The sequence below is a fragment of the Collimonas sp. GW821-FHT07E08 genome, from assembly GCF_059418905.1.
Map to the genome: position 1 here is coordinate 153256 of NZ_JBWKQR010000003.1, position 12946 is coordinate 166201.

Below are 12946 nucleotides of genomic sequence, written 5' to 3' on the forward strand. Positions count from 1 at the left end.
GCTGATGCTTGGGGTTCGCCAAAAAATGCATGGATGTGTCTGCGGGCAAAAAGAATTCATACGTCCGCGATGTACATGACGAGGCTGTGCGGAAGATGCGGGTCAAGAGATCCTGATGCGCTTGCCGTTGCAGCTGGCCCTGATCGCCTTGCTGCACCAGTACAGCGATCTTTCCTGCTGCGGCTCGCAGCCGGTCAGCAAGCACATGGCCGTGACGCCCAGGATGTAGAACCTGAACCACCAGGCCATCTTGAATTCGATCATGCCGGCGGACATGGCGCTTTCCCGATAGTGATGGCGACGGGATCGCTGGCAGGAAAACTTTCGTCCAGTGCTTCATCGAGCGCACTTTCAACGCTGCTTTCCTTGTTTTCGATAGCGTCGCCTTCTTTGTGCGGCGGACCGGCGTCAGGATGGATATCTTGTCTGGGTTGCATTTTGTTCCTCTCGGCGTCTACGTGAATTTCCTGACGCTGATGCGGTTGATTACCTTGCCGACCCCGGCTACCCGCTTTACCATGGCTATGCTGCGGTCGATCTGGACTTGATCGTCGGCGAATCCGCGTAGCACGACTTCACCGTTTCTTATCTGGATTCTTATATCAAGATTTTCTAGGTCGCTACTTGCCAATAAAGCTGTCTTGATTTTGGCGGTGAGCATGGAGCCGTCGGTTGTGGCCTTGGCCATGGCGGACGGCGCAACAGCGGGCATGCTCTGCGCGTCGTTACAGCCAACCAGGAATGCGGGCAGCGCACATATCGCAATGGCGGCCAGGAATGTAAAAGGATTTGCGAACGCAACCATGGTTTGCCAATGCAAAAAAGGGGAGTTCCAATGTATGTACTGGACTCTGCTCCTTTAAGCGCTGCCTTTCTGTTCGCTAGCGTACGTTGATAGCATTGTTGTTCCAATCCGGATGGTGCCGAAAATATCGCTTGCCTGCGGACAGCATTGCGGAAATTTTGTGCAATGTGGGATAGCGAACGGATCTGGCGATAAATAAGCTCTATAAGATCTTTCATTGAGTAAGCAATACAGAGCTCCCTCTCGTTGTATCCGTTGTTCCGCACTTATTCGATACGCGCAAGAAAAAGGAGAACCGCGATGGATAAATATATTCTGGGATGGATTCTTGGCGCGCCGATGATCATGTTGATAGCGCTTTATTTTTTTGTGCATTAGCCGATTGCACAGTTGGCGGTAAATTATCTCCTGACAAAAAAGGAAGCGACATGGGAATGGAATGGATGAGCGGCTGGGCGAAAAAATACGCTGCGACGCCGGAAAAACTGGCGGAAGGCGAATTGCGCGACGCGCGCCTCTCGCTGTTTCAGGCGGAACGGCAGTTGCTCGAGTCGGAAATGCGCGTCGACTACTATCGCAGCGTCCTGGTTTTCCTTGAAGCGATTGCCAGTGACGGCGTGGAAAGCGTCGCCGACAGGCAAAGGCCGCGACAGCTGGCCTTGCCGCAACGTCCCATGGTGCTGCGTCAGATATTGCAAGAAGAACCGGCAGACACCAGAAGAGTTGTGTGAGCTTGAAAGAGGACTGGGAAAATCATGGTCGCGCTTCTGAAGCGTTTCGTCCGTCCGGGTGTCGTCGCTGCGTGCATCCTGCTGGTCTCGCTGCCAGGCTGCAACAAGACAAAAGACATGACTGGCAATCCGCCGCCTGTTGCCGTCGATACTGCAGTTGACGATGCCGTCATCACTGCCAAGGTCAAAGCCGCGTTATTGACGAGCGGCGATCTCAAAAGCCTGGGCCTGCAAGTCCAGGTCCAGAACCACGAAGTGACATTGAGCGGCCTCGCCGACAGCAAGGCCCAGGTCGAGACCAGCATTGTGGCCGCCATGGGAGTCGATAGGGTAACCAACGTGGTCAACCATATCAATATCAAGAAATGAATGACCGGTTTGCGGGGCGATGCGAACGTGAAGGGTTCTGCCATGGAATGCAACGTTGATTGGAGCCAGGCGCCGCAGGGCGCAAGGTGGTGGGTGATGGACGGCGACGGCCGGGCGCACTGGTTTGGCGAGCCCGAGGTCATCCTGCAGACCAGTTTCTGGTTCACGGATCCCGTGCCGGCTCCCGCTTTCGATTATGTGGGCGACTGGCGCGCAAGCCTGGTAGAACGGCCGGCCCACGGCTGGGATGGCGTCTTGCCGCGCCAAGGCAATGCGGTAGAAAATTTTCTGGGAGCGTGAAAAAGCCGCCCGGATCAAAATCCGCGGTTTCACGTGCAGTGGACTGTCACTGCGTTTTCTGTTGTTCAGTTACCTGTATGTCCAGTTTCAGGCACGCCGGCTGCGCCGGCATGAACCTCGGGTTCACGGCCACTGCCTGCACCGGCTTGCCGGCCAGCGCGTTGAGCGCCTGCTGCAGCTGCCAATCCTTGGCGGCGCCGAATTCCTTTTGCGGCAACGCTGCGCTGTTGGCCGGGTCCAGCTTGGCAAGTGCGCGCCGGTCGCGCAGGCGCTGGCGCTCCTTGCGCACGTCGGCGAAGGGATCGGGCGCGGTTTTGCTGGCGTAGGCGGCGCGCGGAATGTCGACTTCGCGATAGCCGAGCAGGACGCCGTCCATGTCGGCGTCTTTGCGCGGCGGCACGATCCAGTCCGGCACCACGCCGTAACCTTCCATCGGGCAGCCGTTCGGCCGCAAGTTGCGCGCATTGCTCCAGGAAACCTGGGTGCCGTCGCGGATGTCGACCCCGGTTTGCGCCATGCCCTTGCCATAGGTCGGCGTGCCTAGCAGCCGGGCGCGCCCGAGGTCTTTCAGCGCCGCGGCGGTGGCTTCGGCGGCAGAGGCGCTTTGGCCGTCGACCAGCACGATGAGGGGTACGTTGCGCCACCAGTCGTCGCCTTGCAAGGGGGCGAGCGGATCCTGGCCTTGCATTACCGGCAGGTCGTAATCCGGCCAATTGGTGCTGATGCGGTGCTGGATTTTATCGTCGCGCTGCAGCGTCACCATCGCCGTCTTGTTGCGGCCGGTGAACAGCGCCGTAATGCCGATCGCCGCGTTGAGCGCGCCGCCGCCGTTGATGCGCAGGTCGAGGATCACTGCCGCGGCCGGCGGCCCTTTCTTGCGTTCGGCTTGCACCACGTCTATGTAGTCGCCGATGGCAGGCTCGGGAAAACTGGCCAGCCGGGTATACAGCACATTGCCGTCGAGCCGCTTGACGCTGGCGGGCTGCGGCTTGATGATGGCGCGCAGCGGGGCCAATTCCAGCCGCTGCTGCGATGGGCCGCGCAACAGTGTGAGCCTGAGCGGCGCACCGGCTTCGCCGTTGGCGTATTTGGCAATCTCGGCATTGTCGATGCCGACCATGCTGTTGCCGTCCATCGCCACCACCAGGTCACCGGTGCGCACGCCGGCCTGCGCGGCGGGTGCGTCAGGCACCACATCAATGATATGCAAGCCGTCAGGCAAGGTCTCGAAAATGATGCCGATGCCAGGCGCGCCGTTGCGCGTGCGCTGGTCTTTTTTCATTTGTTCCTGCCGTTCCTGGGCATTGAAGAACCTGGCGTAGGGCAGCGTCTTGACGCCGAGGCGGATGGTTTCATCGAGGAAGGCCGGGACGTCGATCTCGGTCAGGTGCTCTTTCTTGAGCACGTCCACCACCGCCTTCAGTTCGCAGATCTGGACTTCCCAGTCCGGCGGGCAGGGCGACGCCTCGGCTGCGCCGGCTGCCGGGCAGAAGCTGGATGCCAGCAGCAAGAGCGGCGCAAATAGTGCCGTGCGCACAGGGCGACGCACAGTAACGGGTTGGGGGCGAACGCCGTCGAGCATTGTCCGGGTTGCAGAATTCGATTCAGCTCTGGTCGCGCTATGCATTTTTCTTCCATCGGATAGGTGGGAAGCAGGGAGATTGAAGTCTACCAGCCATCGTCTGGAAAGCGATTCGCGCCTGGATGGAAAAGCGTTAAAAAAAACTTGCGTCGAAGAAATCCGTGTTGCATACTTGGCCGCACGTACAGACTATCGTGCGCATCCAGAATTTGTCCGATGGCGGATACTTGAGTAGATTCATTCGCGGCGTAGTCACTTTGCAGATAGCACTGGATTACGCGAATCTCCTCAAGTATCGGTCATTACCAAAGCTCGCTTCGGCGGGCTTTTTTCATATGGTTTGCGTAGCGGTGGCTGGCGCGGGCCAAGTCTCGTAACAGGACAGGCCATTTCCAGCAGACTCCGATCAACCTTGCCGCTGCCTCCGATGCTGCCATTCATCCGCCCCTCTACCAATACGCCGCATCGCAACAACGGCCTGGACACGCTGCGCGCTGCAGCGATCGCGCTCGTGTTCATGTACCACTACATGGTCTTCGTCAGCGGCACACCGACATTCGGCTGGGCCAGCAGGGTGGGCTGGACCGGCGTCGACCTGTTCTTCGTGCTGAGCGGATACCTCATCAGCAACCAGATCTTTGCCGGCGTCGTCCGCGGACGGCAGCTGTCGCTCAAGCATTTCTACGCCAGGAGATTCCTGCGGACGCTGCCCAATTTCTACGTCGTGCTGGCGCTTTATTTTCTTTTTCCCCTGGTCATGGGCGGCAACGGGCTGCCGCCGCTGTGGCGTTTCCTCACCTTCACGCAAAACCTGTGGCTGCAGCCGGGAACCGCTTTTTCCCATGCCTGGTCGCTGTGCATAGAGGAACAGTTTTATCTCCTGCTGCCGGCCGTCGTCATCGCCGCCGCCCGGTATGGCAAGTCGATCCGGCTGGCATGGAGCGCCTTGGGCCTGCTGATGCTGGCCGGGATCGCGCTGCGCAGCGTATTGTGGCTGCAGTATGGACGGGAAGCGGGAGGTGCGGTCGGCGGTTATTACCCGAATATCTATTACTCAAGCTTTTGCCGCTTCGATGAATTCCTGCCTGGCATCGCCGTCGCCCTCCTGAAGAATTTTCACCGGGACCTATGGCAAAAGATCCTGCGCTGGGGCCATCTGTCGCTGCTTGCCGGCGGCCTGGCGGTGGCGCTGCTTTTCTACCTGATCGTCAATTATTACTATATCGAAGACTACGGCTACGGATTCTTCATGAGCGGGTTCGGCTATTCGCTGGTTGCCGTCGCCTTCGCGCTGCTGGTGGCGGCCGCGCTCAGTCCGTGCAGCTGGCTTTTTCGCTGGCGGATACCGGGTGCAGCCCAGCTGGCGGCATGGTCGTATGCGATCTACCTGGTGCACAAGCCGCTCGCCGTGATCGCGCACCGGATCCTGAAAAGCGCTGGCGTCAATCCTGCGGTTGAAGCGGGTGTGATTGCCATTGTCTGCATCGGCGGCGGTTACCTGCTGTACAGGCTGGTCGAAACGCCCTTCATGAAGTTGCGGGATGCGCGTTTTCCCAGCAACTTTGCAGCGGCCGGCGCCGAGCCGCCGCAAACGGAGTCCCCGGTCTATGCCAAGTAACCGGCGCAGGTAACCGGCTTAAGCCGCTGCGCCGTTTCCGATCCGCTTGTAGAAGACGGTGGTGGCGCACAAGCGGCCATCCGGCCATAGCGCGTAGTCGGGAATCACTCCGGATACCTGCCATCCCAGCCGCTTGTATAGCTGTTCCGCCGGACTGCCGGTGACCGTATCCAATACCAGCAAGCGCTTGCCGGCGAGCGCCGCGGCATGTTCCGCCGCCGTCACCAGCGCCGCACCCAGGCCGGTGCGGCGCGCTTTGCGGTGGACCAGCAGTTTAGCCACATCGGCCCGATGCGGCTGGTTTTCGGGCTGCTTCAAGATTACCTGCACCGTGCCGACAATTTCACCATGGGGGGCCAAGGCTACCAGCAGCAGGCGTTCGCCGGCGGCGACGCCGGGCGCGACGTCATTCCAGAAATTGTCCGCCCGCGTGCGGGTCAGGGGATGCATGAAGCTGACCGAAGCGCCGCCGTCGACGCAATCGATCAGGATCTCGCTCAGGGCGGCGATCGCGGCCGGTTCGAGCGAGTCCAGGCGACGGATTTGTATGTGCTCTTGCATGTGCCGGCTCCTTATGGGCGCGCGCTGTCCGTGCTGCTGATCACGGCATAGCGCGCTGGTTTGCGATGGGGGTTGTGATAGGCGACCGGGCTGTCCAGCTGGAACGCCAGGCAGTCGCCGGCTTCGATCGAATATTGCGCATCGCCGACGGTGATATCCATCCTGCCTTCCAGGATCCATATCTGCTGGTATACAAGCGCGTCGCGCGCCGAGGTTTCGTAAGTGACCCGGGCGCCGGCCGGAAACAGCACTTCCACAATCCGCAGCGGCGATTGCGGATGCGGCGGCGAAACATTGCGGCGCAGGTAGCCCGATTGCGGATCGCGCCATTGCGGCTGGTCGGCGTGGCGGATGAGGGGCGCGGCCTGCGGCTGCGGATCGTCGAACAAGGCCGGCAGCATCACGCCGAGCCCGGTCGCCAGTTTTTCCAGGACTACCGCGGTGGCGTTGCTCTGGCCTCGCTCGATCAGGGAAATCATGGAGCGGCTGACGCTGCATTTGGTGGCCAGCGCATCCAGCGACAGGCCGCGCTCCTGGCGCAGGAAACTGACGCGAGCGGCAATGCGGGCATTGATATCCATGATGGCAGGGTTCTCGGTATCTATAATAATGGAAATATTATCCATTATACTGGACAAGGAAGTCAATGCTGGAATCAAGGTGCATCGGCCCTGCTGCATCATCGGCACTGTTCCAGGGAGGATCGGCAGGGCCGTGATTCAATGTATTATTCTCGTGGTACAGGAATGGACAGGCTATAAAAAGCACTGCCAGAGACCACCTCGTTACGATGCCTACACGATGCCAATAAGCGCCACGATAGAAGATGTATACCGCAGCGAATCGCGACGCGTGTTCGCTACCCTGATTCGCCTGCTGGGCGATTTCGACCTGGCCGAAGAAGCCTTGCAGGATGCGTTCAAGGCCGCGATGGAGCAATGGCCGCGCGACGGCGTCCCCGACAAGCCGGTGCCTTGGCTGGTGTCCGCCGGGCGCTTCAAGGCGATCGACGGCATACGGCGCCGCGCCAGGTTCACCGCCTATGACGAGGTGGCGGAATCGATCGAAACGATTGCCGACGGCAGTCCTGGTCCGGACGACGACCGCGAACACGTCGAGGACGATCGCCTGCGGCTGGTCTTTACCTGCTGCCATCCCTCGCTGGCGCCGGACGCGCAGATCGCGCTGACCTTGCGCGAAGTGTGCGGCCTGAGCACGGAAGAGATCGCCCATGCTTTCCTGACCCCGGCGCCGACGCTGGCGCAACGCATCGTGCGCGCCAAGGCGAAGATCCGCGACGCCCGCATCCCTTACCAGGTTCCAGGCCGCGACGAATTGCCGGCGCGCCTGCACACGGTGCTGCGCGTCATCTACCTGGTGTTCAACGAAGGTTATTCCGCCTCCTCGGGCGCGACGCTGACGCGCCATGACCTGTCGCAAGAAGCGATCCGCCTGGCCCGGCTCCTGCTGGAACTGCTGCCGGAACCGGAGGTGATGAGCTTGCTGGCGCTGATGCTGCTGCATGAATCGCGCCGCATCGCGCGCAGCACCGCGGATGGCGACCTGGTCCCGCTGGACGAGCAAGACCGCAGCTTGTGGAACGCAGAACATATTGCCGAAGGATCGGCGCTGGTGGAGCGCGCCTTGTCGGCCGGGAGTTTCGGCGCCTATGCGCTGCAGGCCGCGATTTCCGCGGTCCACGCCCACGCCCGCCATGCCGATGCTACCGACTGGGGACAGATCGTAGGCTTGTATGACGCCTTGCTGCGCCTGGAGCCGACGCCGGTGGTCGAGCTGAACCGCGCGGTGGCGGTCGCCATGCACCAAGGGCCGGATGCGGGCCTGGTCCTGGTCAACAACCTGATTGCCGGCGGCCAGTTGCAAAATTATCATCTGGCGCACGCGGCGCAAGCCGACCTGCACCGCCGCCTTGGCCACGTTGCAGAAGCGCGCGCCGCCTACGGGCGGGCGCTGGCCCTGACCCAGCAAGAGCCGGAGCGGCGCTTCCTGCACCGGCGGCTGGCCGGCCTGGCAGAGCAATAAAAATATCTGGAGTACTGTCGATTCCGCTGCCCGCGGTTCGACTATCTTGTGCAGGTGTACATAAACCGACGCCGGGGGGCTCTGCGCCGCCAGCTGTCGCCGACCATTCCATGCCATTTACTGGAGACCATCATGAACTATCTGTGCCTTGTCTACCTTGCCCAGGACAAGCTGCATGCCTGTCCGGACAGCACCTGCTTCGCTTTTGCCGAGGAATTGCGCGGCAGCGGCCATTTTGTCGCCGGACAAGCGCTGCAGCCGATCGACACCGCCACTACCGTCCGGGTGCGCAACGGCCAGATGTCCTTGACCGACGGCCCGTTCGCCGAAACCAAGGAGCAGCTGGCGGGTTTCTACATGATCGAAGCCAAGGACCTCAACGAGGCGATCCATTGGGCCTCGAAAATCCCGCCTGCACGTTACGGCAGCATTGAAGTGCGCCCGGTGCGCGAACTCGACATCAGCGATATCGCTGCAGCGCAGGCAACCGCCTGAATTATCTGAAAGGAAAGGTCATGCACAAGCAAATCTTCATCAACCTGCCAGTCAAGGATTTGCCGAAATCGAAGGATTTCTTCAAGAGCCTCGGTTATGGCTTCAACCCGAAATTCACCAACGACCAAGGGGCTTGCATGATCCTTGGCGAGAACCTGTACGCCATGCTGCTGGTAGAGGATTTTTTCCAGGGTTTTGCTAAACAGCCGGTGTGCGACGCCACCAAGCAGACCGAGGTGCTGGTCTGTGTTTCATGCGACAGCCGCGCCCAGGTCGACCAGCTGGTTGCCGCCGGCCGCGCTGCAGGGGGGCGCACCACGGAAGAACCGCAAGACTACGGCTTCATGTACAGCCACGGTTTCCGCGACCTGGACGGCCACGCTTGGGAATTCGCGTATATGGAGCCGGCAGCTGGCGAGTAGCTTGAGGACAGGGGCCGCTATCTTTGAGCAGAGGCGGTTTTCCACGTTTCCTTTCGTATTTCCTTCCGCATTTTCTTCACCGAGGAGCAGCAAAAATGCAGAAAATTTCTCCATTCCTGTGGTTCGATGGCAAGGCCGAAGAGGCGATGAATTTCTATACGTCGGTTTTCAAGGATGCAAAAATCGGCAACGTGTCGCGCTACGGCGATGCCGGGCCTGGTCCCAAGGGGGCGGTGATGTCGGCCACGTTCCAGCTGCATGGCCAGGATTTCATCGCCCTGAACGGCGGCCCCCAGTTCAGCTTCACGCCGGCGATTTCGTTTTTCGTCAATTGCGAAAACCAGGAAGAGGTCGATGAACTCTGGGCCAGGTTTTCCGAAGGCGGCGAGCCGCAAGGCTGCGGCTGGATCAAGGACAAGTTCGGCCTGTCGTGGCAAATCATCCCGAAGGTCCTGGGCGAGCTGCTGCAAGACAAGGATGCGCAGAAAGCGCAACGGGTCATGCAGGCGATGATGAAGATGGTCAAGATCGACGCCAAGCTCTTGCAGCAGGCTTACGAACAGCAATAGGTACGCGGCGTGCCGCCGGCCTGCGTCAGCGAGGCGGCGCGACGATCGAAGCCTGCTTGGCATTGCCCGCCGGCGCAACGGTTTTCAGCTGCGCCTGCCATGTCTTCAGGTACTGGTCGATCGCGGCGGTGTGATATATCTGCGGTTCTGAATGCATTACGCCGCCGCCTTTGCCTGCGCTCTTGATGTCGTCGTTTTCCCAGGTGGCGACCAGGGCTTTGGCTTTGTCGAAGGCCGCGCTGAAGGACGCGCTGCCGGGCAGGGATTTCTGGAAGAACGCCCGGCCGAAGTAGGTAAAGTCATTGTCGTCGGCGCAGCCGAAAGAAGTGCGGTCAGGGCGGGCGGCGGCAATCACCATCGTGCGCTCGTCTTTTAATGGGGGGATGAAACCGCCCGCATAGCAGGCCGACACTACCACCACCTTCCAGCGTATGCCGGACTCCGCCAGCATTTTCCCCAGTTCCGCCGCCTTGAGATAACGCAGCTCCAGGCCGTTCTGGGTCAGCATCAGTTCATGGTCGCGCGAACCGTGGCTGGTCAGGTACAGGAACAGGATGTCGTTCTGCTTGTCCATTTTGCCGGCGATGGCGTTCAGGCTTTCGCGGATGCTGGTGACTGTCGCCATCGGCTCCTGGGTAATCGTGTTGCGGCTGTTGACCAGCACCACCGAGCGTCCCTGGGTGCCGAAATCGCGGTCGAACTGCTTGCGCACAAAATCCGTTTCGCGGTGAAATACTTCCTGCGAACCGTCGCCGGCGACAGCCAGCAGGTACATGTTGACCTTGCCCGGCTCACGCGGCGCGACCGCCGCCAGGGTCTTGTCGAGCAGGGCGCGCTGCTGGTACAGCGCGGTTTCCAGGTTCAGCTTGGCTTGCGCTTCAGCAGTGGCATCTTCCAGGACGCCTTCGCTCCAGATGCCGCTGTCCTTGGTGCGGCCGTCTTTTTGCGGAGAAGCATAAGTCAGCGTGCCTTCGCCTTCATAGAAACCATACGAGAAATTTCCTGTGTAGCGGTCGCCTTTGGCATTCCGGAAAATCCCTTGCCCGTGGTATTTCCAGTTCTTGAATCCGCCCTGGTAGCTGCTGCCGTCCTTGCCGGCATAACGTCCTTGCCCGACCAGGCGGCCATCGGCAAACATGCCTTCGTAGACGTTGCCGCGGATATCGGTAAGCCGGCCGCCGCCGTGCGGCAGCCATTTCTTGAAGGCGCCTGCATAACGCGAGCCGTCCTGTCTCTGGTAGATCCCATATCCGGTGAATTCTCCCTTGTCGAATTCGCCCTCGTAGAATTCTTCACCCTTTACCTCATACCGTCCCTTGCCCTGGAATTGGCCGTCGGCGAATTCACCTTTGTAGGTGCGGCCGTTGGCGTACTTCATTTCCCCTTTGCCGGCATATGTCCCATGCTTGAACTGCCCGGTATACTCGCCGTCCTTGGCCGTCAGCTTGCCGAAGCCGTCGAATTCGTTATTGGCGAAGTGTCCGACGTACACCGACCCGCTGGGGTCGACCGCGCGGCCCTGGCCAGACCGCATGCCATCCTTGAACTCGCCTTCGTACAGGTAGCCGGGATCTATCCGATATTTTCCTTTTCCTGAAAACAGTCCTTTTTCAAAGCCACCCTCGTAAACAGCGCCATTCGCCCATTCCATTTTCCCCTGGCCCTGCAGCTTGCCGTCCGTCAGGCGGCCGTAATATTTGCCGCCGTCGGGGGTAATGGCGTCCGGGGCGGATGGCGCGGCTGCGACACCGGCGGACAGGAAGCCTGAAAAAAACACGCATATCGCAGCCGTGCTTGCTGCAGTCAGCATTCGGTTGCGGTTGCCCATGACGGCCTTGTTTTTATGCATATATTTCCCTGTTCCCGATGATTTTCAGACGCTGCAAGTTGTGGCATGGAAATTTACCACGAGATATTGTCTTTTTGCATAAAAATCCCGGCAACAGCGTTTCCGGCCGCCGGGCTGCCGCAGCTGCGCGCCAGGATGGCGCGTCAACGCAATCTCCGTTATGTGCGCTAGCAGACGGTCAGCCGCAGCTGCCTGCTGCACACTGCCAGTACTACCCCGACATCGTATTTGCCAATAACACGATCTTCATCTCGGCTCGTCAAGCTGACGGGCCGGCAATATACCGGAGAACCAGTTTGGGCACCGTCGAGAACCATCTGATCGAGCTGCTTCCGCGCAAGGATCGCCTGCATCTGCTGGGCGTCAGCGAACCGGTGGAGCTGGAGCTGGGCGAAGTGTTGTGCGAACCCGGCCATGCTATCCGCCATGTGTATTTTCCTGTCGAAGCGTCGATTTCCCTGATTGCGCAAATTGCGGGCAGTCCCGGGGTCGAGGTTGGCATGGTGGGGCGGGAAGGCATGCTGGGAGCGCAGATGGCGCTGGGCGTGGCGACCGCGCCGGTGCACGCCGTGGTGCAAAGCCCGGGGGCTGCGCGGCGCATCGGCGCCAATGATTTCCGCAGCGAGCTGGCGCACAGTCCGGCTTTGCTGAAAGGCATGCACCAATACCTGTATGTCCGCATGGCGCAGATGGCCACTTCGGCCGCCTGCCTGCGTTTTCATCTGATCGGCCCGCGCCTGGCACGCTGGCTCCTGATGAGCCAGGACCGAGCCCATTCCGACAGTTTCCGTGTCACCCACGAATTCCTGGCCGCCATGCTCGGGGTGCGCCGCGAGGGCATCACCGCTGCGGCCAGCGCCTTGCAGCGCAGCGGGCTGATCGAATACCGGCGCGGCAACCTCAAGGTGATCGACAGGCTTGGACTGGAGGCGGCGGCATGCAGCTGTTATGCCGTTGAGCGGCAGGTTTATGCAGCGTTGCTATGTTGAGGGCCTGAGGGCCAATGGTTATGGCCCAGGCCGCGGCATGCCATTTCCATGGCAGGACGCAGGCAAGCCTGCCGCCAGCAAGCGCGCCGGGCCTGGCCGGTTATTTCCCGATTTCGTGACCGATCACACCGCCGACTGCGGCGCCGCCAACCGTACCAAGGGCGCTGCCGTTGGTTAATACCGCACCGCCCACAGCGCCTACGCCTGCGCCGATCGCCGTGTTCTGTCCGCGACGCGACATGCCGTCGCATGCGCCCAGGCCAAGCAACATGACAACAGTGATTGCCGCGGCAGTAAGTTTTTGCATGGTTTTCATAGGATTACCTCTTTATCGATACGGGGTCGCAGGGAAATGCCCTGGCCTTGGAGTCAACAGTAGCGCTAAAACCGGCCATGGTCGGTGCGCTGGCGCACGTAAGCCGGGATTCAGGCTTCCAGCCTTGCATCCAGGGTAATCTTGGCGTTCAGCAGTTTTGAAACCGGGCAACCCGCCTTGGCCTTGTTCGCCGCTGCCTTGAAGCTTGCCTGGGTCGCTCCGGAACCTGGCGCCGGCGGTTGCCTTGCCGCTGCATTCGTGGCAGCATGGTTTCGACGACTTTTTGCAGTCCGCAGT

17 protein-coding genes and 1 pseudogene are annotated in these 12946 nt (G+C 60.5%); 9 read left to right on the forward strand and 9 right to left on the reverse strand.

The features are described from left to right. Nucleotides 1-102: 102 nt before the first annotated feature. From AC07RZ_RS05185 to AC07RZ_RS05195, 3 genes are read right to left on the reverse strand one after another with little or no spacing between them, the layout of a single operon-like run. Nucleotides 103-276 (reverse strand): hypothetical protein, encoded by a 174-nt coding sequence (locus tag AC07RZ_RS05185; RefSeq protein WP_342828563.1) that lies wholly within the window; start codon nucleotides 274-276, stop codon nucleotides 103-105. After that, nucleotides 261-437, reverse strand: a complete 177-nt coding sequence (locus tag AC07RZ_RS05190) for a hypothetical protein (RefSeq protein WP_494667157.1) — start codon at nucleotides 435-437, stop codon at nucleotides 261-263. The genes AC07RZ_RS05185 and AC07RZ_RS05190 overlap by 16 nt, the downstream gene beginning before the upstream one ends. A 17-nt stretch (nucleotides 438-454) precedes the next feature. Then, entirely contained in the window at nucleotides 455-805 is a 351-nt protein-coding gene (locus AC07RZ_RS05195) for a BON domain-containing protein (RefSeq protein ID WP_494667158.1), read from the reverse strand. Nucleotides 806-1125: 320 nt separating this feature from the next. On the opposite strand from AC07RZ_RS05195, the gene AC07RZ_RS05200 reads away from it, so the two are divergent. The 3 genes from AC07RZ_RS05200 to AC07RZ_RS05210 are packed head-to-tail and all read left to right on the forward strand — an operon-like array spanning nucleotide 1126 to nucleotide 2205. Next, nucleotides 1126-1536, forward strand: coding sequence for a hypothetical protein (locus AC07RZ_RS05200; RefSeq protein WP_494667159.1), 411 nt, complete (start codon nucleotides 1126-1128; stop codon nucleotides 1534-1536). Nucleotides 1537-1560: 24 nt separating this feature from the next. Then, nucleotides 1561-1905, forward strand: coding sequence for a BON domain-containing protein (locus tag AC07RZ_RS05205; protein ID WP_494667160.1), 345 nt, complete (start codon nucleotides 1561-1563; stop codon nucleotides 1903-1905). Nucleotides 1906-1947: 42 nt separating this feature from the next. Continuing rightward, the gene (locus AC07RZ_RS05210; RefSeq protein ID WP_494667161.1) at nucleotides 1948-2205 is read left to right on the forward strand and encodes a hypothetical protein; all 258 of its coding nucleotides are present in this window, start codon (nucleotides 1948-1950) and stop codon (nucleotides 2203-2205) included. A 46-nt stretch (nucleotides 2206-2251) separates the two neighbouring features. Here the strand turns inward: AC07RZ_RS05210 and AC07RZ_RS05215 are convergent, their stop codons facing one another. Further along, nucleotides 2252-3787 carry a S41 family peptidase gene (locus tag AC07RZ_RS05215; protein WP_494667162.1) on the reverse strand — a complete coding sequence of 512 codons (1536 nt, stop codon included), beginning with the start codon at nucleotides 3785-3787 and terminating at the stop codon, nucleotides 2252-2254. Between the two features lie 427 nt (nucleotides 3788-4214). Between AC07RZ_RS05215 and AC07RZ_RS05220 the strand changes: the two genes are divergently transcribed. Next, entirely contained in the window at nucleotides 4215-5405 is a 1191-nt protein-coding gene (locus tag AC07RZ_RS05220) for an acyltransferase family protein (RefSeq protein WP_494667163.1), read from the forward strand. 18 nt (nucleotides 5406-5423) lie between these two features. Here AC07RZ_RS05220 and AC07RZ_RS05225 read toward each other — a convergent pair whose 3' ends face one another. Continuing rightward, nucleotides 5424-5966, reverse strand: a complete 543-nt coding sequence (locus AC07RZ_RS05225; RefSeq protein ID WP_494667164.1) for a GNAT family N-acetyltransferase — start codon at nucleotides 5964-5966, stop codon at nucleotides 5424-5426. A gap of 11 nt (nucleotides 5967-5977) precedes the next feature. Continuing rightward, nucleotides 5978-6547, reverse strand: coding sequence for a helix-turn-helix domain-containing protein (locus AC07RZ_RS05230; RefSeq protein WP_494667165.1), 570 nt, complete (start codon nucleotides 6545-6547; stop codon nucleotides 5978-5980). A gap of 220 nt (nucleotides 6548-6767) precedes the next feature. Here AC07RZ_RS05230 and AC07RZ_RS05235 point away from each other — a divergent pair, with 220 nt between their 5' ends. The 4 genes from AC07RZ_RS05235 (at nucleotide 6768) to AC07RZ_RS05250 (ending at nucleotide 9495) form a co-directional block, all read left to right on the forward strand. After that, complete coding sequence (locus AC07RZ_RS05235) at nucleotides 6768-8009, forward strand: RNA polymerase sigma factor (RefSeq protein WP_494667166.1); 1242 nt, start codon at nucleotides 6768-6770, stop codon at nucleotides 8007-8009. A gap of 132 nt (nucleotides 8010-8141) precedes the next feature. Next, nucleotides 8142-8504, forward strand: coding sequence for a YciI family protein (locus AC07RZ_RS05240; RefSeq protein ID WP_144736974.1), 363 nt, complete (start codon nucleotides 8142-8144; stop codon nucleotides 8502-8504). Nucleotides 8505-8524: 20 nt separating this feature from the next. Then, nucleotides 8525-8926 (forward strand): VOC family protein, encoded by a 402-nt coding sequence (locus AC07RZ_RS05245; RefSeq protein WP_494667167.1) that lies wholly within the window; start codon nucleotides 8525-8527, stop codon nucleotides 8924-8926. A gap of 95 nt (nucleotides 8927-9021) precedes the next feature. Next, nucleotides 9022-9495 (forward strand): VOC family protein, encoded by a 474-nt coding sequence (locus AC07RZ_RS05250; RefSeq protein WP_494667168.1) that lies wholly within the window; start codon nucleotides 9022-9024, stop codon nucleotides 9493-9495. Between the two features lie 25 nt (nucleotides 9496-9520). Here the strand turns inward: AC07RZ_RS05250 and AC07RZ_RS05255 are convergent, their stop codons facing one another. Then, complete coding sequence (locus AC07RZ_RS05255; protein ID WP_494667169.1) at nucleotides 9521-11344, reverse strand: C13 family peptidase; 1824 nt, start codon at nucleotides 11342-11344, stop codon at nucleotides 9521-9523. A 296-nt stretch (nucleotides 11345-11640) separates the two neighbouring features. On the opposite strand from AC07RZ_RS05255, the gene AC07RZ_RS05260 reads away from it, so the two are divergent. Further along, complete coding sequence (locus AC07RZ_RS05260) at nucleotides 11641-12333, forward strand: Crp/Fnr family transcriptional regulator (protein WP_494667170.1); 693 nt, start codon at nucleotides 11641-11643, stop codon at nucleotides 12331-12333. 100 nt (nucleotides 12334-12433) lie between these two features. Here AC07RZ_RS05260 and AC07RZ_RS05265 read toward each other — a convergent pair whose 3' ends face one another. Together AC07RZ_RS05265 and AC07RZ_RS05270 are read right to left on the reverse strand one after the other, a co-directional pair. Further along, a complete protein-coding gene (locus AC07RZ_RS05265) occupies nucleotides 12434-12649 on the reverse strand; it encodes a YMGG-like glycine zipper-containing protein (protein ID WP_144736965.1) in 216 nt (71 codons plus the stop codon). 110 nt (nucleotides 12650-12759) lie between these two features. Then, nucleotides 12760-12870 (reverse strand): annotated as a pseudogene (locus AC07RZ_RS05270) (OsmC family peroxiredoxin); the annotation flags it as partial. Between the last annotated feature and the right edge of the window lie 76 nt (nucleotides 12871-12946).